Below are 20017 nucleotides of genomic sequence, written 5' to 3' on the forward strand. Positions count from 1 at the left end.
GCAGGAGGACCCGGGGGTCTCCCCCCGGGAATCCCGTTGATCAGCCTCGCGGCTTCTCGCGCATCTCGTACGTCGCGATGACGTCGTCGATCTTGATGTCGTTGAAGTTTCCGAGGTTGATACCGCCCTCGAAGCCTTCGCGGATCTCGGTGACGTCGTCCTTGAAGCGACGCAGACCGGAGATGTTGAGGTTCTCCGCGATGACCTTGCCATCGCGCAGCAGCCGCGCCTTGGTGTTGCGCTTGACCTCGCCGGAGCGGACCAGCACACCGGCGATGTTGCCCAGCTTGGACGAGCGGAAGATCTCGCGGATCTCCGCCGTGCCGAGCTCGACCTCTTCGTACTCCGGCTTGAGCATGCCCTTGAGGGCCGCTTCGATCTCTTCGATCGCCTGGTAGATGACCGAGTAGTACCGGACGTCCACACCCTCGCGCTCGGCCATCTGCTCGGCACGCCCGGCGGCGCGCACGTTGAAGCCGATCACGATGGCGTCGGAGCCGGTCGCCAGGTTGATGTCCGACTCGGTGACCGCACCCACACCGCGGTGCAGGACCCGGATGTCGACCTCTTCACCGACGTCGAGCTGGAGCAGCGAGGACTCGAGGGCCTCCACCGAACCGGACGCGTCGCCCTTGATGATGAGGTTGAGCTCCTGGACCAGACCGGCCTTGAGCGCCTCGTCCAGGTTCTCCAGGGAGAACCGGACGCCCTTGCGGGCGAAGTTGGCGTTGCGCTCGCGGGCCGCACGCTTCTCGGCGATCTGACGGGCCGTACGGTCCTCGTCGACCACCAGGAAGTTGTCGCCGGCACCCGGGACGTTGGTGAGCCCCAGGACCAGGACGGGGGTCGAGGGACCCGCTTCCTGGACGTTGTTGCCGTTGTCGTCGAGCATCGCCCGGACGCGGCCGTACGCGTCGCCGACGACCATCGTGTCGCCGATGCGCAGCGTTCCGCGCTGGACGAGGACGGTCGAGACGGCACCGCGGCCGCGGTCGAGGTGGGACTCGATCGCGATGCCCTGCGCGTCCTGCTCCGGGTTGGCCCGCAGGTCGAGCGAGGCGTCGGCGGTGAGGACGACGGCCTCCAGCAGTGCCTCGATGTTGAGGCTCTGCTTGGCGGAGATGTCGACGAACATCGTGTCGCCGCCGTACTCCTCGGCCACCAGACCGAACTCGGTGAGCTGACCGCGCACCTTGGTCGGGTCGGCGCCCTCGACATCGATCTTGTTGACCGCGACCACGATCGGCACCTCGGCCGCCTTGGCGTGGTTCAGCGCCTCGATCGTCTGGGGCATCACACCGTCGTTCGCCGCCACCACGAGGATCGCGATGTCGGTGGACTTCGCACCACGTGCACGCATGGCGGTGAACGCCTCGTGACCCGGGGTGTCGATGAAGGTGATCCGGCGGTCCTCGCCGTTGACCTCGGAGGAGACCTGGTACGCACCGATGTGCTGCGTGATGCCGCCGGCCTCGCCCGCGACGACGTTCGTCTTGCGGATCGCGTCCAGCAGACGGGTCTTACCGTGGTCGACGTGACCCATGACGGTCACGACCGGCGGACGGGAGACCAGGGCCTCTTCGCCGCCCTCGTCCTCGCCGAACTCGATGTCGAAGGACTCGAGCAGCTCGCGGTCCTCCTCCTCCGGGCTGACGATCTCCAGGACGTAGTTCATCTCCTCGGCGAGGAGCCTCAGCGTCTCGTCGGAGACCGACTGCGTGGCGGTGACCATCTCGCCGAGGTTCATCATCACGGCGACGAGCGACGCCGGGTTGGCGTTGATCTTCTCCGCGAAGTCGGTCAGGGACGCACCGCGCGACAGCCGGACGGCCTGCCCGTTGCCGCGGGGCAGCATGACGCCGCCCACCGACGGGGCCTGCATGGCCTCGTACTCCTGGCGCCTCTGGCGCTTCGACTTGCGGCCACGACGCGCGGGACCGCCGGGACGGCCGAACGCACCCTGTGTGCCACCACGGGCACCCGGGCCGCCGGGACGACCGCCGAAGCCGGGACGACCGCCGAAGCCGCCGCCACCACCGGGACGGCCTGCGCCGCCACCACCGGGACCGCCGGGACGGCCGGCGAAGCCGCCGCCGCCACCACCGGGACCGGCCGGACGGCCGGCGAAGCCGCCGCCACCGGGACGACCGCCACCGCCGGGACGACCGCCGCCGCCACCGGGACCGCGGCCGCCACCGCCCGGGCCACCGCCGGGACGCGGGCCCGCGGCGGGACGCTGCGGCATCATGCCCGGGTTGGGACGGTTGCCCGAGGGGGCACCGCCCGGACGCGGGGCCTGCGGACGGGGCATGCCGCCCGGGGTCGGGCGGGCGCCACCCTGGCCCTGGGGACGCGGGGCGCCACCGGGACCACCCTGCGGGCGCGGGGCGCCGGGGCGCTCCTGACCGCCGCCGGGACGCGGGGCACCGCCGGGACGGGGCGCCTGGGGGCGCGCCATGCCGGTGGAGCCGCCGGAGGTGAAGGGGTTGTTGCCCGGACGGGGACCGGCCGGACGTGCGCCGCCGGGCCGCCCGGAGGAGCCGGGCTGTGCGCCCTGGCCCCCGGGACGCGCGGGGCGCTCGCCGCCGCGGCCGCCGTCACGCTGGCCGCCGTCGCGCTGACCGCCGGCCGGAGCCGGGCGGGCGGGACGGGGGCCGGGAGTGGCGCCGGTCGGACGGGGGGCCTGCTGAGGTGCGGCAGGCTGCTGGGCCGGAGCCGGAGCCGAGAACTCCGCGGCGGGCACCGGGGTGACCGGGGCGGGCTTCGGCGCGGGCCGGGGGCCCGGACGGGGACCGGCCGACGGCGCGGAGGGCGCCGCGGGGGTGCTGCTCGCCGGGGTCTCGGCGGCGGCCGGCTTGGGGGCCGGTGCGCCGGGCTTCGGGGCAGCGGGACGTGCCGCGGCGGCCGGAGACGGCGCCGCGGGCTTGGCGGGGGCGGCCTTGCGGGGCGCGCCCGGCTTCGCAGCGGACTTGCCGGCGTTGCCGCCGGGCCCCTGCAGTGCGTCAGTCAGTTTGCGTACAACCGGCGCCTCGATCGTCGAGGACGCCGAACGGACGAATTCACCGAGTTCTTGGAGCTTGGCCATGACGACCTTGCTCTCCACGCCGAACTCCTTGGCGAGCTCGTATACCCGGACCTTAGCCACTTCGCTCCTTTTAGGTCCGGGTTACCGCCGGACCGTCGCTACTTCATGGGCGTACTCATCGCGTACTCATCGAGTGCTCATCGCAATCTCGACCTACTTCCAACTCGCGAGGTACCTGACCGCACGGGGACCCGTGCCGTTCACTTTCCTACGGTGTCGCCCGCTCGACGAACCGCTGCACTGCGGCGGGGTCGAGCGGCCCCTCGGCCTTGAGGGCCCGGGGGAACGACCGGCGGCGGACCGCCAGGCCGAGACAGACGGAGACGGGGTGTACGTATGCACCCCGGCCGGGCAGCGTACCGCGTGGATCAGGGACGATGTCGCCCTCGACCGCCACGGTGCGCAGCAGCTCGCTCTTGGCCGCCCGCTCCCGGCATCCCACACAGGTTCGTTCGGGGCAAGCGCGAGTGTGCGTCCGGCCAGACACGTTCAAGTCTACCTCCCCGTACCGACCGCACCTCGTGGGGGCAAAAATCGAACGGATGTTGTCGTGATCTCGGCGGCGTCGCGCCTCGATCTGTTCCCTCTGTCCCGTCGGGACGGGTCCGGGGGCCCGCCCGTGGGCGGACTCCGGACCCGCTCCGGAGTCAGCCGCGCTCGGACCGCTCCCGGGCGCGCTCCGCGCGCTCGCGGTCGGCGACGTCCCGCTCGGCGTCGGTCTCGGTGTCCGGGCGGATGTCGATGCGCCAGCCGGTGAGCCGGGCGGCCAGGCGGGCGTTCTGCCCCTCCTTGCCGATCGCCAGGGACAGCTGGTAGTCGGGCACGGTCACCCGGGCGGAGCGGGTGCCGAGGTCCACGACCTCGACCTTGCTCACCCGCGCGGGCGACAGCGCGTTCGCGACCATCTCGGCCGGGTCGTCCGACCAGTCCACGATGTCGATCTTCTCACCGTGCAGCTCCGCCATGACGTTGCGCACCCGGCTGCCCATCGGGCCGATGCAGGCGCCCTTGGGGTTGAGGCCGGCCCGGGTGGAGCGCACGGCGATCTTGGTGCGGTGGCCGGCCTCGCGGGCGATGGCCTCGATGACGACCGACCCGTCCGCGATCTCCGGGACCTCCAGCGCGAAGAGCTTCTTCACCAGGTTCGGGTGGGTGCGCGAGAGCGTGACGGACGGGCCGCGGACCCCCTTGGCCACCCGTACGACGTACGTGCGCAGCCGCAGGCCGTGGGTGTACTCCTCGCCGGGGACCTGCTCCTGCACGGGCAGTATGGCCTCCAGCTTGCCGATGTCGACCAGGACGTTCTTCGGGTCCTTGCCCTGCTGGACCAGCCCGGTCACGACGTCGCCCTCGTGGCCCGCGTACTCGCCGAACGTCCGGTCGTCCTCGGCGTCGCGCAGCCGCTGCAGGATGACCTGCTTGGCGGTGGTCGCGGCGATACGGCCGAATCCGGACGGCGTGTCGTCGAACTCCTCGGGCTCCTGGCCCTCCTCGAGCTCGGCCGGGTCGTCCTTGGCCCACACCGTGACGTGGCCGGCGGAGTCCAGCTCGACGCGCGCCCGGCGGTGGCTGCCCTCGGTGCGGTGGTACGCGATGAGGAGGGCCGACTCGATCGCCCCGACGAGCACGTCGAAGGGGATCTCCTTGTCCTGCGCCAAGCCCTTCAGAAGCTTCACATCGATGTCCACGGCTACGCCTCCTCTTCCTTCTTGTCCTTGCGGTTGAATTCGATCTCGACGCGCGCCCTGGCGATCTCGTCGAAGGCGACCCGGCGCGACGTGGGCTTGCGGCCCTTCACGCCCGGCACCTCCAGGTCGAGTCCCTCGTCGTCCACGCCGAGGATGCGGGCCACCAGCTCGCCGCCCTCGGCCAGGGTGAGCCGGGCCAGCCGGCCGGTGGCGCGTACGTAGTGGCGGTGCTCGGTCAACGGGCGGTCGGCGCCCGGAGAGCTCACTTCGAGGACGTACTCGTCGTCACCCATGGCGTCGGTCTCGTCCAGCGTCTCGGAGATGCTGCGGCTGAGCTCCGCGCAGGTGTCCAGCTCCACGCCGTCCTCGGAGTCCACGATGACCCTCAGCACCCGCCGCCGGCCGGCCCGGGACACCTCGATCTCCTCGAGGTCCAGGTCCTGGGCGCTGACGAGCGGCTCCAGCAGTCCGCGCAGCCTGTCGCTCTGGGTGGTGCTCATCCGGGTGACTCCTCGGCCGCGTGTGCTGTTGTGGGGATCGTCGCGTGTCAGGTCAAAGGGTATCCGGTCCGCAGGGGTGTTGCCGTCCGCCTCCCGCCCGGCCGCAGGTACGCTCACCTTCGGTGATCACTTCGGGTCAGAAAACGTCAAAAACCAGGCTTAAGGAGACAAGTGCGCCGCACGGGGACGACGCGCAGGGCCGCGCTCACCGCCACGGGCGCATGCGCCCTGGGTGCGGTGCTGGCGGGCTGCGGGGACGGGCCGGACGACCGGACGGCGCCCGGTGGCGCCGACGCACGGGCCGCCGCCCTCCGGCGGGGAACGGCGCTGCGGGCCGCCGCCGCGCGTGACAGCGCCTCGCTGCTCGCCCGCTACGACGGGGTCGTGGCCGCCCACCCCCTGACGGAGGCGGGGCTCGCGCCGCTGGGTGCCGCGGTCCGCGCGCACCTGGGGGCGCTGGGCGGGCCGGCGGAGAAGGCGAGCGCGTCGCCCGCGCCCGCACCGCCGGCCGCCCCGGACGACGTCCGGGCCGCCCTGAAGCAGCTGGCGGCCGAGGAGCGCCGGGTGGCGGACGCCCGGGCGACGGCCCTGCTGACCGCCGACCCCGAACTGGCCAGGCTGCTGGCCTCGATCGCCGCGGCGGGCGCCGCGCACGCCTATCTGCTGACCGAACTGGCCAAGGAGACGCCGGCATGACACCGACGGCGGGAGCGAACGGCCCCCTGTTCACCGGCACCACCGACGGCGGCGGCGACACCGAGGGCACCCTGCGGGCCGCACAGGCGGTACTCGCCGCCGAGCACGCGGCGGTCTACGGCTACGGGACGCTGGGCGGACGCCTGGAGGGCGGGCGCCGCGGCGACGCGACGGCCGCCTGGGACGCCCACCGGGCCCGACGGGACGCCCTCGTGCGGACGGTGCGGGACCTGGGCGGTGAGCCGGTGGCGGCGGTCGCGGCGTACGACCTGCCCTTCGCGGTGCGGGACCCGGCGACCGCGATGCGGCTCGCCGCGGTGCTGGAGGACGGGGTGGCGGCCGTGTACTCCGACCTCGTACGCGCCGCCCGGGGCCCGCTGCGGCTGGACGCCGCGGGTGCGCTCCGGGAGGCGGCGGTGCGCGCCGCGCGCTGGCGCGGCACCGGCGTAGCCTTTCCCGGGCTCACCGAGAAGGCCGCCCCGCCGGACGGCACGGCGGAGGCGGGGGCCACGGGCGTCACGCACTGACCGCCGACCACGCTCCGAGAGGGAACAAGGCACGTATGGGTTTCGAACCGCCGCAGCGTCTGGTGCGAGCGCTCGGCGAGACGTACGGGGACGCTGCCGCCGCCGACTGGCTCGCCCGGCTCCCCGCACTCACCGACGCGGCGCTGTCCGCGTACGACGTCACCCTGGAGCGGATGTGCGCCCCCGGGGGGCGCTCCGCCCTCGTCCTGCTGGTCCGCCGGCCGGACGGCAGCCCCGGCGTGCTGAAGATCGCCCCGCCCGGGGCCTTCCCCGGGCCGGAGCGGGCGGCGCTCGCGCACTGGAGCGGCTGGGGCGCGGTCGCACTCCTGCCCGCGGCGGACGCGGCGGTGCCGGAGGGCGCCCTGCTGCTGGAACGGCTGCACCACGAGGTGTCGCTGCGCTCGCTGCCGGAGGCGAAGGCCCTGCTGGAGGCCGCCGGAACGGTTCGGCGGCTGTGGGTGGACCCGCCGGCCGGCCACTCCTTCGAGTCCGTCGCGGAGCGCACCGGCCGCCAGGTGGAGCCGATGCGGGCGGCTGCGGACCGGGACCCCGCGCTCGAACCGCTCGTCTCGGAGGCCCTAGCCGCCCGCGCGGAGCTGGTCCCGGACTCCCCCGAACACGTCCTGCTGCACGGCAACTTCCGGCAGAGCAAGGTGCTGTCCGGTGAACGCGCGCCCTGGCTGGCGGTCGGCCCGGAGCCATTGACCGGCGAGCGGGCGTACGACCTGGCACGGCTGGTCCGGGACCGGGTCGAGGATCTGATCGCCTCGCCCGGGGGCGCCGCGACGGCCCGGCGCCGGGTCAAGAAGCTCGCCGACTCGCTGGACGTCGACCAGGCGAGGCTGCGCGGCTGGACGCTGTTCCGGGCGGTCGAGTCGGGCACCCGGGCCCTGACCGCGGGGCGCACCCAGGACGGTGAGCTGTCCCTGGAGTTCGCCGGCTGGCTGTAGCCGCACGGAGGGCCGCACCCGCGTTCCTGGATGCGTGAGGGCCCCGCACACGGCGTGTGCGGGGCCCTCACGGTCCGGGCGGTCAGCCGCGGCCGGTCAGCCGCGCGATCGCCTCGTCGACGGTGAGCTCCTCGCGCTCGCCCGTGCGGCGGTCCTTCAGCTCCAGGACGCCGTCGGCCGAACGGCGGCCGGCGACGAGGATCTGCGGGACGCCGATGAGCTCGGAGTCGGTGAACTTCACGCCCGGCGAGACGCCCGCGCGGTCGTCGACCAGGACGCGCAGACCCGCCGCACCGAGCTTCTCGGAGACGTCGAGGGCGAGCTCGGTCTGGAGCGCCTTGCCGGCGGCGACGACGTGCACGTCGGCCGGGGCGACCTCGCGGGGCCAGCACAGGCCCTTCTCGTCGGCGGTCTGCTCGGCGAGAGCGGCCACCGCGCGGGAGACGCCGATGCCGTACGAGCCCATGGTCACGCGGACCGGCTTGCCCTGCTGGCCGAGGACGTCGAGGGAGAAGATGTCGGCGTACTTGCGGCCGAGCTGGAAGATGTGGCCGATCTCGATGGCGCGGTCCACCTGGAGGCCGGTGCCGCACTTCGGGCAGGGGTCGCCCGCCTCGACGACCACGACGTCGAGGTGGTCGTCGACCTCGAAGTCGCGGCCCGCGACGACGTTCCTCGCGTGCGTGCCCTCCTTGTTGGCGCCGGTGATCCAGGCGGTGCCGGCGGCGACCCGGGGGTCGGCGATGTAGCGGACCTTCTCCAGGCCCTGCGGTCCGACGTAGCCGCGCACCAGGTCGGGGCGGCCCACGAAGTCCTCGGCGGTGACCAGCTCGACGACCGCGGGGGCCAGGTGCTCGCCGAGCTTGCCCAGGTCGACCTCGCGGTCGCCCGGCACGCCCACGGCGACGATCTCGCCGTCGACCTTGACCAGCAGGTTCTTCAGGGTGGCGGAGGCCGGGACGCCGAGGTGCGCGGCGAGGGACTCGATGGTCGGGGTGTCGGGGGTGTCCAGCTCCTCGACGGGCCCGGCGGCGGCGTCCGCGACGGCCGTGACGGTGTACGTCACCGCCTCGGTGTTGGCCGCGTAGTCGCAGTTCGGGCAGTCCACGAAGGTGTCCTCGCCGGCGGGCGCCGGGGCGAGGAACTCCTCGGAGGCGGAGCCGCCCATGGCGCCGGAGACGGCGGAGACGACCCGGTGGTCGAGGCCGAGGCGCTCGAAGATCCGGATGTAGGCGGCGCGGTGCAGCCCGTACGCCTCCGCCAGGCCCTCGTCGGTGGTGTCGAAGGAGTACGAGTCCTTCATCTGGAACTCGCGGCCGCGCAGCACACCGGCGCGGGGGCGGGCCTCGTCGCGGTACTTGGTCTGGATCTGGTAGAGGATCACGGGCAGGTCCTTGTAGGACGAGCACATGTCCTTGACGACCTGGGTGAAGATCTCCTCGTGGGTGGGGCCGAGGAGGTAGTCGGCACCCTTGCGGTCCCGGAGCCGGAACAGCAGGTCGCCGTACTCGTCGTACCGGCCGCTCGCCTCGTACGACTCCTTGGGCAGCAGCGCGGGGAGCAGGACCTCCTGGCCGCCGATGGCGTCCATCTCCTCGCGGACGACGCGGGTGACGTTCTCCAGCACCTTCTTGCCGAGCGGCAGCCACGACCAGATGCCGGCCGCGGTGCGGCGTACGTAGCCGGCGCGGACCAGGAGCTTGTGGTTGAGCGTCTCGGCGTCCGCCGGGTCGTCGCGCAGTGTCTTGATCATCAATCGGGACATGCGCTGGACCTGGGCCATGATGAACTCCTGCTCGGAAGGGTGGTGGGCCCGAGGTTAGCCGGGGGGCCCGCGCGGGCGGAAATCCATTCCCCCGGGCCGTCCGGCGCGGGGCGGGCGGCCCGCCGGGTGCCGGACGGTCTCAGCCGCGGCGCAGCGGGAGGGGCGCGCCCATCACCGCGTACGGCTTGGGGGCGCTCGGGAAGAGCACCTGCCGGGCCAGGTCCTGGTAGCCCAGGGCGCGGTAGAGGCCGCGGGCCGGGCTGTCGGTGTCGATCGCGGAGAGGATGGAGCGGGGCAGGTCCACGGTGTCGGTGATGGTGGTGATCAGGCTGCGTCCGATGCCGCGCTGCTGGAAGTCCGGGTGGACGTGGAGCTCGGTGATCACGAAGGAGTCGTCGAGCCAGCCGTCGGATCCGGTGGCGCGGAGGTAGGGCTCGACGACGGTGGACCACCAGTGGGTCCGGCTGTTCGGCAGTCCGTAGACGAAGCCGACGAGGCGTCCGTCGGCGGCGACGGCGCCGAAGGCGCGGGCCCCCGGGTCGTCGAGGTGCCGCAGGACGATGTGGCGGCGCACGTCGATCTCGCCCTGGGAGAGGCCGAAGGCGTGGGCCTGCACGGCGAGCGCCTCGTCGACGCGGGCGGCCAGGTCGAGCGGTCCGACCACGATGTCGGGGGTCCCGGAGCCCCCGGGGGACAGGGGGGTTGCTGCTGCCATGCGGGGAACCCTACTGGCCGTGCCGTCCGGTCAGAACAGCACGCTCATGAACGCACCCGTCTCCTGGAAGCCGACGCGGCTGTAGGCCCTGCGCGCGGGGGTGTTGTAGTCGTTCACGTACAGGCTGACGACCGGTGCGACATCGTTGAGCGCGTAGCGCAGGACGGCCGCCATGCCCGTCTCGGAGAGTCCCCGGCCGCGGAACTCGGGGGCGACCCAGACGCCCTGGATCTGGCAGGCCTGGGGGGTGGCCGCGCCGATCTCGGCCTTGAAGAGGACCTTGCCGTCCTCGATGCGGGCGAAGGAGCGGCCGGCACCGATCAGTTCGGCGACCCGTGCCTGGTAGAGGAGACCGCCGTCGCCGGCCAGCGGGGAGATGCCGACCTCCTCGGTGAACATGGCGACGCAGGCCGGCATGAGGACGTCCATCTCCTCCTTGCGGACCCTGCGCACCAGCGGGTCGGCCGTCACCTCGGCCGAGGGCTGCTCGGCGGCCATGAGGGGCTGGTTGGGCCGTACCTCGCGGGCGGGGCCCCAGCTCGGTTCGAGGAGGCGCCACAGCTCGGCGGTGGGGCCGGCGGGTCCGACGATCGAGGAGCAGCGGCGGCCGGCCCTGCGGGCGCGGTCGGCGAAGGCCCGGACCGCCTCGGGGGTGGCGCAGACGGGCACGAGGTTCGCACCGGAGTAGCAGAGCGAGCGCAGCCGGCCGTCGGCGTACCAGCCCCACATCTCGCCGCCGAGCCGCCAGGGGTCGAGCCCGGCGATCCGGACGCGGGAGGTGACGAACGCGTTGGCCACGGGCTCGCTCTCGAGGATGGCGAGCGCGGCGGGGAGCTCGCCGGGGTCGAGGACCCGGGTAGTGGTCTGCGTCAACACGGGGGCCTCATCGAACGGTCTGCTGATGTCCGCACTGTACCCGTCAAGACTGTGAGGTGCCGCCCCGCGGGGTGCGGGGGCCGCGCACACCGGTGCCCCGCAGGCGGGCCTGCGGGGCACCGGGCGTGCGGGGCGGAGGTCAGCCGGCGATGGAGACCTGCGGCTCGCCCGAGGCGATGCCGTCCTTCTCCATCTGCTCCGCGATCTTCAGGGCCTCCTCGATGAGGGTCTCCACGATCTTCGACTCCGGGACGGTCTTGATGACCTCGCCCTTCACGAAGATCTGGCCCTTGCCGTTTCCGGAGGCCACACCCAGATCGGCTTCACGGGCCTCGCCCGGGCCGTTGACGACACAGCCCATCACGGCGACCCGCAGCGGGACCTCCATGCCTTCGAGGCCGGCGCTCACCTGGTCCGCGAGCTTGTAGACGTCCACCTGCGCACGCCCGCAGGACGGGCAGGAGACGATCTCCAGGCGGCGCTGCTTGAGGTTGAGCGCCTCCAGGATCTGCAGGCCGACCTTGACCTCCTCCGCCGGAGGGGCCGACAGGGACACCCGGATCGTGTCCCCGATCCCCTCGGACAGCAGCGCGCCGAACGCCACCGCGGACTTGATGGTCCCCTGGAACGCCGGACCGGCCTCGGTCACGCCCAGGTGCAGCGGGTAGTCGCTCTGCGCCGCCAGCTGGCGGTAGGCGTTGACCATCACGACCGGGTCGTTGTGCTTGACCGAGATCTTGATGTCCCGGAAGCCGTGCTCCTCGAACAGCGACGCCTCCCAGAGCGCCGACTCGACCAGGGCCTCCGGCGTCGCCTTGCCGTACTTCTTCAGCAGTCGCGCGTCCAGCGAGCCGGCGTTGACGCCGATGCGGATCGGGGTGCCCGCGTCGCCCGCGGCCCGCGCGATCTCCTTGACCTTGTCGTCGAACTGCTTGATGTTGCCCGGGTTCACCCGGACCGCCGCGCAGCCCGCGTCGATCGCCGCGAACACGTACTTCGGCTGGAAGTGGATGTCCGCGATCACCGGGATCTGCGACTTCTTCGCGATCGTGGCCAGCGCGTCCGCGTCGTCCTGGGTCGGGCAGGCGACCCGCACGATCTGACAGCCCGACGCCGTCAGCTCCGCGATCTGCTGCAACGTCGCACCGATGTCCGAGGTGCGCGTCGTCGTCATCGACTGCACCGAGACCGGTGCGTTGCCGCCGACCGCCACCGATCCGACCTGGATCTGGCGGCTGACCCGTCGGTCGGCGAGCTTGGTCGGAACGTCCGGCATTCCGAGAGAAATGGCAGTCATGCGCTGAGCATCCCCAAGGTGTGGATCAGTGTGGATCGAGGTCCCGAGAACGGCGGGCTCCAGGATTCGAGGTTACGGCACCGGAGGCGGCCGGGATGCACCCCGTCGCCGGGCGGTTTCCGTGGTGCGGGGCCGGACGCCCGTCCGGGTGTCCGGCCCCGCGGTGCCGGACTCAGGTGATCTTGACGGGGTTCACGATGTCGGCGACCAGGACCAGCAGCGTGAAACAGATGAAGATGCCGGCGACCACGTAGGCGACGGGCATGAGCTTCGCCACGTCGAACGGGCCGGGGTCGGGCCGCCTGAAGACCTTGGCCACGTTGCGGCGCAGCGCCTCCCAGAGCGCCCCGGCGATGTGCCCGCCGTCCAGCGGGAGCAGCGGCAGCATGTTGAACAGGAACAGCGAGAGGTTGAACCCGGCCAGCAGGAACAGCATCATCGCGATCTGGTTCTGGGCGGGGACGTCGAGGTTCATCACCTCGCCGCCGATGCGCGCCGCGCCCACCACGCCGACCGGGGAGTCCTCGGCGCGCTCGCCGTCGCCGAACGCGGCGCTCCACAGGTCGGGGATCTTGGAGGGCAGGGCGATGATCGAGTCGACGCCGTTCTCGATCATGTCGCCCATGCGGACGACCGAGTCGCCGAAGGAGAGCGGCAGGATCTCGGTCCTGGCCGCGAAGCCCAGGTAGCCGGCGCTGACGTACTGGTCGGGGACGACCTCGCCGCGGTCGTCCTTCTTGGCCACGGCGTTCTTCTTCAGCACGGCGTTCAGGGTCTGCTCCGTGCCGTCGCGCCGCACGGTCAGGGTGGCGGGGCCGATGGTCTGCCGGATCCGGTCCGAGAGCGTGGCCCAGTCGTCGACGCGCTGTCCGTCGAAGGCGACGATCGTGTCGCCCTCCTTCAGCCCCGCCGCCTTCGCCGGGGAGACCGGGTCGGACGCCTTGCAGGTGTCGCGGTTCTCGCTCTGCGCGATCACGCACTGCTGGACGCCGGCCACCTCGGTGGTCTGCGTCTGGAAACCGAAGGTCATCGCGACGCCCATGAAGATGGCGACGGCCAGGACCAGGTTCATGAAGGGACCGGCGAACATCACGATCACGCGCTTCCACGGCTTGCGCGTGTAGAAGAGGCGCGACTCGTCGCCGGGCTGGAGCTCCTCGAAGGCGGCGGACCGGGCGTCCTCGATCATCCCGCGCCAGGGGGAGGTGGAGCGCGCCTCGAGCCGGCCGTCGGGTCCCGGGGGGAACATGCCGATCATGCGGATGTAGCCGCCGGCCGGGATGGCCTTGATGCCGTACTCGGTGTCGCCCTTGCGGCGCGACCAGATCGTCGGGCCGAAGCCGACCATGTACTGGGGCACCCTGATGCCGAAGAGCTTGGCCGTGGACAGGTGGCCCAGTTCGTGCCAGGCGATCGAGAACAGCAGCCCCACGGCGAAGATGGCGACCCCGAGGACCGTCATCAGGATCGTCGTCATGCTCATGCGTGCGCCTCCGCTGTCGCTGCCGCCGAGAGTTCGCGGGCCCGGGACCGGGCCCAGGTCTCCGCTTCGAGGACGTCCGCGACCGTCAGTGAAGTTCCCGTGGCGGGGGTGCCGTGTTCCGCCACCACCGATGTGACCGTGTCCATGATGCCGTTGAACGGCAGCCGTCCGGCGAGGAAGGCGTCGACGCACTCCTCGTTGGCCGCGTTGAAGACCGCCGGAGCGGTGCCGCCGAGGGTGCCCACGTGCCGGGCGAGCCCGACCGACGGGAAGGCCTCGGTGTCGAGCGGGAAGAACTCCCAGCTGGAGGCCTTCGTCCAGTCGAACGCGGGGGCGGCGTCGGGGACCCGCTCGGGCCAGCCGAGGCCGATGGCGATGGGGCCCCGCATGTCGGGCGGGGTCGCCTGGGCGAGGGTCGAGCCGTCGGTGAACTCCACCATCGAGTGAACGTAGGACTGGGGGTGGACCACGACCTCGATCCGGTCGAAGGGGATGTCGTAGAGCAGGTGCGCCTCGATGACCTCCAGGCCCTTGTTGACCAGGGTCGCGGAGTTGACCGTGATGACGGGGCCCATGGCCCAGGTCGGGTGCGCCAGGGCCTGCTCGCGCGTCACGTCGGCCAGTTCCTCGCGGGTGCGCCCGCGGAACGGGCCGCCGGACGCGGTCACGACGAGCTTGCGCACATCGGCGCGCGTGCCCGCGGCGAGCGCCTGGAAGAGCGCGGCGTGCTCGGAGTCGACCGGGATGATCTGGCCGGGGGCCGCCAGTGCCTTGACCAGGGGGCCGCCGACGATCAGCGACTCCTTGTTGGCCAGGGCGAGGGTGCGGCCCGCCCTCAGCGCGGCGAGCGTGGGGGCGAGGCCGATCGAGCCGGTGATCCCGTTGAGCACGGTGTGGCAGTCGCTCGCCGCGAGCTCCGTGGCGGCGTCGGGACCGGCCAGGATCTCCGGGAGCGGCTCCCCCGCCCCGTGGACCTCGCGCAGCGCCTCACGGAGCGCCGGCACCGCGGCCTCGTCGGCGACCGCGACCGTGCGGACGCGCAGCTGCCGCGCCTGCTCGGCGAGGAGCCGGACCCTGCCTCCCGCGGCGGAGAGCGCGCGGACTCGGAAGCGGCCGGGGTTGCGCAGGACCAGGTCGATGGCCTGGGTGCCGATGGACCCGGTGGAGCCGAGGATCACCAGATCCCGGCGGCCGTCCGCGGCGTCGAAGACGAGATGCGGATCGGCGAGGGGTGCGGGGCTGTCGCTCATGGCCCCCATTGTTGCCGCATCGGCTGTGCGGTCCGACAGCGCGCCCCCGTCGGCGCGTGCCTCAGGCCTGTCCGGCACGGAATTTCCTCCACTGGGCAGCCATGACGTCCCCGGGCACCCCGCCGATGTCCTTCGTGCCGGGGGCCTCGGCACGGAAGGCGAGGGTGGTGGGACCGGAGCGCAGGACGGTGAGGTACTCGTACAGCTTCCGCTTCCCCTTCACGTCGAGGACGGTGAAGCGGTAGGCCTTCGCCTGGTCGGCCTCGTCCGCGAAGGCGGGCAGCGCGGCCGGTTCGGCCTTCGCGTACCGGGCCCGCGCGACGGACCGTTCCTCGGTGAACCCGCCGGCGCACTCCCGGCCGGCGCGGTCCAGCGCCGCCATGACCGCCGGGGCCCCTCCCCCGCCGTACGACCGCAGCGTCACGTCGACGGTCGCTCCGGGCAGCTCCCCCGGCTCGTCCGCCCTGCGCTGCACCTGCGCGGCGGGCCGGTGGCCGCCGACGTCCCCGGCGAGGCTGACCAGCGGCCGGCAGACGTCGGGGGTGGCGGTGTAGGCGTCGCCGAGCGGACCGTCCAGGGCGTACTCGGACGCGGTGAAGCGCCCGGCCGTCTCCCCGTCGTGGAGGGCGACCGCGGTGAGCTGCTGCTCGGTGAGCGCCCCGGACGGCGTCGCCGCGGCCGCCGGGCGCGGCGGGCCGGGGCGCTCGCCCGCCCTGCCGTCCTCGGTGGCGTCCCCGCCGCCGCATCCGGTGAGCACCAGCAGGACCGCCATCGCACATCCCGCCGGCGCGGCGCCCCGTCCGCCGCCCGCCCCGCGCACCCCGGCCATCCGTGCCCCTGTCCGTCGTCGAGAGCCGCGTCCCGTGTGCGGCCGAGGCTCGATTGTGCGGTATCCGGGGACCGGAGGCGGGCCCGGTGGCCGAACTCCCCCTCCGCCGCCGCACGACCGCCACATCCGGTCCGGCCGGTGCGCGGTCCCGGCCGGACGGCGCCGGGCCGGGGACGCGGGCCCGCCGGCGGCGGGCGTGCCCGCGGGGCGCGTCCGGGGGTGCGGACGCGCCCCGCGGGGCACCGGGTTCAGCGGACGGAGCGGTGGACGTCCTCCCCGGTGGCCGGGCCGGGGGTGGCGTCGGCGATCCAGGGGCCGTCGCCGCTGGGGTCGATGACGCCCTCCTCCAGCCAGGTGTAGGTCCCGGAGAGGACCCCGTCCACGACCCGCCCGTCGATGTCGTCGGTGTTGGACCACAGCCGGGTGAAGAGCTCCTCCACCCGGATCCTGGCCTGCCGGCAGAACACGTCGGCGAGCTGGTACGCCTCGCGGCCGTGGTCGCCGTCGGCCTGCAGGTGCTCCGCACGGACGCAGGCGGCGCTCATCGCGAAGAGCTCGGCGCCGATGTCGACGATCCGGCCGAGGAAGCCCTGCTTGGTCTCCATGCGGCCCTGCCAGCGGGACATCGCGTAGAAGGTCGACCGGGCCAGCTTCCGGGACGAGCGTTCGACGTACCGCAGGTGCGCGGAGAGGTCGGGGTGTCCCGGCACGCGGAACTCGGCGTAGGAGCCGGGCAGTTGTCCGGGACCGCTGACGAGCTTCGGGAGCCAGCGCGCGTAGAACCCGGCGGCGTCGGCGCCGGCCCTCGCCTTGTCGGAGAGCGGCTTGTCGGGGTCGATGAGGTCACCGGCGACCTTGAGGTGGGCGTCGACGGCCTCCCGGGCGATCAGCAGGTGCATGATCTCGGTGGAGCCCTCGAAGATCCGGTTGATCCGCATGTCGCGGAGCATCTGCTCGGCGGGCACGGCGCGTTCGCCGCGGGCGGCGAGCGAGGCGGCCGTCTCGAAGCCGCGTCCGCCGCGGATCTGGACGAGCTCGTCGGAGATCAGCCAGCCCATCTCGGAGCCGTACAGCTTGGCGAGCGCGGCCTCGATGCGGATGTCGTTGCGGCTCTCGTCGGCCATCTGCGAGGAGAGGTCGACGACGGCTTCGAGGGCGAAGGTGGTGGCGGCGATGAAGGAGATCTTCGCGCCGACCGCCTCGTGGCGGGCGACGGACCTGCCCCACTGCTCGCGGACCGCCGCCCATTCGCGGGCGATCTTCAGGGACCACTTGCCGACGCCGACGCACATGGCGGGCAGCGAGAGGCGTCCGGTGTTGAGCGTGGTGAGGGCGATCCTGAGACCGGCGCCCTCCGGGCCGATCCGGTTCGCGGCGGGGACGCGGACCCGGTGGAAGCGGGTCACGCCGTTCTCGATGCCGCGCAGCCCCATGAAGGCGTTGCGGTGCTCCACGGTGATGCCCGGGGAGTCGGCCTCGACGACGAAGGCGGTGATGCCGCCCCTGTGGCCCTCGGACTCCGGCACGCGCGCCATGACGACGAGCAGGTCGGCGACGACCCCGTTGGTCGTCCACAGCTTCACGCCGTCCAGGACGTAGTCGTCGCCGTCGGGCACGGCCGAGGTGGCGAGCCGCGCCGGGTCGGAGCCGACGTCGGGTTCGGTGAGGAGGAAGGCGGAGATGTCCGTCCGCGCGAGGCGGGGCAGGAAGGCGTCCTTCTGGTCCTGGGTGCCGAACATCTTCAGCGGCTGCGGTACGCCGATGGACTGGTGGGCGGAGAGCAGCGCGCCGATCGAGGGGCTCGCCGAACCGGCCAGCGCGAGGGCCTTGTTGTAGTAGACCTGGGTCAGCCCCAGGCCTCCGTACCTGGTCTCGATCTTCATGCCGAGGGCGCCGAGCTCCTTGAGGCCGGCGATCACCTCGTCGGGGATCCGGGCCTCGCGCTCGATGAGGGCGCCGTCGACCCTGGTCTCGCAGAACGCGCGGAGCCGGTCGAGGAAGGCCTCACCGCGCCGTACGTCGTCCGGGGCCGGCTGGGGGTGGGGGTGGATCAGGTCCAGCCGGAAGCGTCCGAGGAAGAGTTCCTTGGCGAAGCTGGGCTTGCGCCAGTCCTGCTCACGTGCGGCCTCGGCCACCTGCCGCGCTTCGCGCTCGGTGACCTTGGGGGCCTGGGGGATGTCGGATGGGGCGGACATGAGGAGCTCACCTCGCCGCGAGTCGGGGTAGGGGTCGGGCCGTACGCGTGCCGATCGGTGCCGCTGGTCCGTATCTACCCGATCCCGGACAACCCCACCACCCCGGTGGGAGTCCCCGGCGGGGTGCGGAGGCGGGCGGACCACCTGCCCGGCGGACCGCTCCGTTCCCGGCCGGCCCGCTGTTTCCCGTCCCGACGACACGGGCGTCCGGCGTCCCGGGGCGGGCGGGCCCCCGGGACGCCGGGGCCGTCCGGCGCGACTCGGCCGCTCGGGGTATCCGCGGACCGGCCGGTCCGCGGGAGCGCCGGCCGCCGGACGGCGGGGCACTCCGGGGCGGCATGGCCCGGTGGCGGGTACGGGTGTACGGCGACGGGCCCGCCCGCGGCGGTCTCCGAACCCGGGCACGGCGAACCCGGGCACGGCGAACCCGGACACGGCGAACGGCCGGAGCCCCCGCACAGCGGGCTCCGGCCGTTCGTCGTGCCGGTGCGGGCTACAGGGCCAGGCCGGTGAGGACCAGGACCCGCTCGTAGGTGTAGTCGTCCATGGCGTAGCGCACGCCCTCGCGTCCCACTCCGGACTCCTTGACCCCGCCGTACGGCATCTGGTCGGCGCGGTAGGAGGGCACGTCGCCGATGACCACGCCGCCCACCTCCAGGGCGCGGTGGGCGCGGAAGGCGGTCTGCAGGTCGTGGGTGAAGACGCCCGCCTGGAGGCCGAACCTGGAGTCGTTGACGGCGGCGAAGGCCTCGGCCTCGCCTTCCGTCCTGCGGACGTGGAGGACCGGTCCGAAGACCTCCTCGCGCGCGATCGTCGTGGTGTCGGGAAGGTCGGCGAGGACCGTCGGGGCGTAGGCGGCGCCGTCGCGCTTGCCGCCGGTCAGCAGGGTGGCGCCGGCCGAGACGGCCTCGTCGACCCAGGACTCGACCCGGCGGGCGGCCTCCTCGCTGACGAGCGGGCCGACGTCGGTGGCCGCGTCGGAGGGGTCGCCGGTCACCAGGGCCTCGACGGCCGCGACGATCTTCGGGACGAGCCGGTCGTAGACGGTGGCGTCGGCGATGACGCGCTGCACCGAGATGCAGGACTGGCCGCCCTGGTAGTTGGAGAAGGTGGCGATGCGGGCCGCGGCCTGGTCCAGGTCCTCCTCGGACGACCAGTCGGCGAGCACGACGGCCGCTCCGTTGCCACCGAGCTCCAGGGTGCAGTGCTTGCGCGGCACCGACTCCATGATCGAGTAGCCGACGGGGCCCGATCCGGTGAAGGAGATGACCGGCAGCCGCTCGTCCTGGACGAGGTCGGGCATCGTGTCGTTGGGCACCGTCAGCACGGACCAGGAGCCGGCCGGCAGGTCCGTCTCGGCCAGCAGCTCGCCGAGGACCAGGGCCGAGAACGGGGTGGCCGGGGCCGGCTTGAGGATGATCGGGGCGCCGACGGCAAGGGCCGGGGCGACCTTGTGGGCGCTGAGGTTGAGCGGGAAGTTGAAGGGCGCGATACCGAGGACCGGCCCGCGCGGGAAGCGCCGGACCAGGGCGAGACGGCCGGTCCCGCCCGCGTCCGTGTCCAGCCGCTGCGCGTCGCCGCCGTTGAAGCGGCGGGCCTCCTCGGCGGCGAACCGGAAGACGGAGACGGCCCGGCCGACCTCTCCGCGGGCCCACTTGATCGGCTTGCCGTTCTCGGCGGAGATCAGCTGGGCGATCTCCTCGGTGCGCTCGGTGAGGCGGCGTACGACGTGGTCGAGGGCGGCGGCCCGCACGTGCGCCGGGGTGGCGGCGAACTCCTCGCGCACGGCGTACGCGGCGGCGACCGCCTCCTCGACCTGGGCGTCGGTGGGCACGGAGACCGTGCCGACGGGACGGCCGTCCCAGGGGTTGGTGACGTCGAAGCTGTCCTCGCCGGTGGCCTGGCGGCCGGCCAGCCAGAAGGCGTGCGTGGAAGTCATGGCGGTTCCGGCCCTTCGGAGGTGGTGGACGACGAGCGGCGGACGGGCCCCATCCGGGTCCGGCCGCCCTTCGGGCCCCACCGTAGGGCGGCACGGCCCGGATGGGGTTTGTCCGCCGTGGAGTGGAACGGGGAACGGGTGTGCCGGATTGTCGTAGCCGGACGGGCCGGCTCCGCAGCAGGACGGCGGAAGCGACCGCGGTGACCGCACTCCCGGGCGGCC

General features: G+C 73.1%; 16 protein-coding genes. 3 read left to right on the forward strand and 13 right to left on the reverse strand.

What is annotated here, in order from left to right:
- Positions 1-40: 40 nt before the first annotated feature.
- The 4 genes from infB to rimP all read right to left on the reverse strand — a co-directional run bounded on the left by infB (position 41) and on the right by rimP (position 5273).
- Entirely contained in the window at positions 41-3145 is a 3105-nt protein-coding gene (gene infB / locus ABZ172_RS15790; RefSeq protein ID WP_356884261.1) for a translation initiation factor IF-2, read from the reverse strand.
- A gap of 148 nt (positions 3146-3293) precedes the next feature.
- On the reverse strand, positions 3294-3572 hold the full coding sequence (locus ABZ172_RS15795) for a YlxR family protein (protein WP_356884357.1): 279 nt from the start codon (positions 3570-3572) through the stop codon (positions 3294-3296).
- 160 nt (positions 3573-3732) lie between these two features.
- On the reverse strand, positions 3733-4773 hold the full coding sequence (nusA, locus tag ABZ172_RS15800; protein WP_356884263.1) for a transcription termination factor NusA: 1041 nt from the start codon (positions 4771-4773) through the stop codon (positions 3733-3735).
- A gap of 2 nt (positions 4774-4775) precedes the next feature.
- Positions 4776-5273 carry a ribosome maturation factor RimP gene (rimP, locus tag ABZ172_RS15805; RefSeq protein WP_356884265.1) on the reverse strand — a complete coding sequence of 166 codons (498 nt, stop codon included), beginning with the start codon at positions 5271-5273 and terminating at the stop codon, positions 4776-4778.
- 171 nt (positions 5274-5444) lie between these two features.
- Here rimP and ABZ172_RS15810 point away from each other — a divergent pair, with 171 nt between their 5' ends.
- Genes ABZ172_RS15810 through ABZ172_RS15820 form a run of 3 tightly spaced genes read left to right on the forward strand, consistent with a single transcriptional unit; the run spans position 5445 to position 7446 of the window.
- Complete coding sequence (locus ABZ172_RS15810; RefSeq protein ID WP_356884267.1) at positions 5445-5969, forward strand: hypothetical protein; 525 nt, start codon at positions 5445-5447, stop codon at positions 5967-5969.
- The gene (locus tag ABZ172_RS15815) at positions 5966-6496 is read left to right on the forward strand and encodes a ferritin-like domain-containing protein (RefSeq protein ID WP_356884269.1); all 531 of its coding nucleotides are present in this window, start codon (positions 5966-5968) and stop codon (positions 6494-6496) included. The genes ABZ172_RS15810 and ABZ172_RS15815 overlap by 4 nt, the downstream gene beginning before the upstream one ends.
- A 35-nt stretch (positions 6497-6531) precedes the next feature.
- Positions 6532-7446, forward strand: a complete 915-nt coding sequence (locus ABZ172_RS15820) for an aminoglycoside phosphotransferase family protein (RefSeq protein ID WP_356884271.1) — start codon at positions 6532-6534, stop codon at positions 7444-7446.
- A gap of 82 nt (positions 7447-7528) precedes the next feature.
- Here ABZ172_RS15820 and ABZ172_RS15825 read toward each other — a convergent pair whose 3' ends face one another.
- The 9 genes from ABZ172_RS15825 to ABZ172_RS15865 all read right to left on the reverse strand — a co-directional run bounded on the left by ABZ172_RS15825 (position 7529) and on the right by ABZ172_RS15865 (position 19795).
- Positions 7529-9229: a proline--tRNA ligase gene (locus ABZ172_RS15825; protein ID WP_356884273.1), complete on the reverse strand. Its 1701-nt coding sequence runs from the start codon at positions 9227-9229 to the stop codon at positions 7529-7531.
- A 121-nt stretch (positions 9230-9350) separates the two neighbouring features.
- Complete coding sequence (locus ABZ172_RS15830; protein ID WP_356884275.1) at positions 9351-9926, reverse strand: GNAT family N-acetyltransferase; 576 nt, start codon at positions 9924-9926, stop codon at positions 9351-9353.
- Positions 9927-9956: 30 nt separating this feature from the next.
- Positions 9957-10802, reverse strand: a complete 846-nt coding sequence (locus tag ABZ172_RS15835; RefSeq protein WP_356884277.1) for a GNAT family N-acetyltransferase — start codon at positions 10800-10802, stop codon at positions 9957-9959.
- A 139-nt stretch (positions 10803-10941) separates the two neighbouring features.
- Positions 10942-12099: a flavodoxin-dependent (E)-4-hydroxy-3-methylbut-2-enyl-diphosphate synthase gene (gene ispG, locus ABZ172_RS15840; protein WP_356884279.1), complete on the reverse strand. Its 1158-nt coding sequence runs from the start codon at positions 12097-12099 to the stop codon at positions 10942-10944.
- 172 nt (positions 12100-12271) lie between these two features.
- Positions 12272-13582 (reverse strand): site-2 protease family protein, encoded by a 1311-nt coding sequence (locus ABZ172_RS15845; protein ID WP_356884281.1) that lies wholly within the window; start codon positions 13580-13582, stop codon positions 12272-12274.
- Positions 13579-14832 carry a 1-deoxy-D-xylulose-5-phosphate reductoisomerase gene (dxr, locus tag ABZ172_RS15850; RefSeq protein WP_356884283.1) on the reverse strand — a complete coding sequence of 418 codons (1254 nt, stop codon included), beginning with the start codon at positions 14830-14832 and terminating at the stop codon, positions 13579-13581. The genes ABZ172_RS15845 and dxr overlap by 4 nt, the downstream gene beginning before the upstream one ends.
- A gap of 61 nt (positions 14833-14893) precedes the next feature.
- Entirely contained in the window at positions 14894-15604 is a 711-nt protein-coding gene (locus tag ABZ172_RS15855) for a hypothetical protein (protein ID WP_356884285.1), read from the reverse strand.
- Positions 15605-15909: 305 nt separating this feature from the next.
- Positions 15910-17856, reverse strand: coding sequence for an acyl-CoA dehydrogenase family protein (locus ABZ172_RS15860; protein WP_356884287.1), 1947 nt, complete (start codon positions 17854-17856; stop codon positions 15910-15912).
- A 493-nt stretch (positions 17857-18349) separates the two neighbouring features.
- A complete protein-coding gene (locus ABZ172_RS15865; RefSeq protein WP_356884289.1) occupies positions 18350-19795 on the reverse strand; it encodes an aldehyde dehydrogenase family protein in 1446 nt (481 codons plus the stop codon).
- Between the last annotated feature and the right edge of the window lie 222 nt (positions 19796-20017).

This window comes from Streptomyces sp. NPDC006296 (genome assembly GCF_040613235.1).
In the GTDB taxonomy this organism is placed as follows: Bacteria; Actinomycetota; Actinomycetes; order Streptomycetales; family Streptomycetaceae; genus Streptomyces.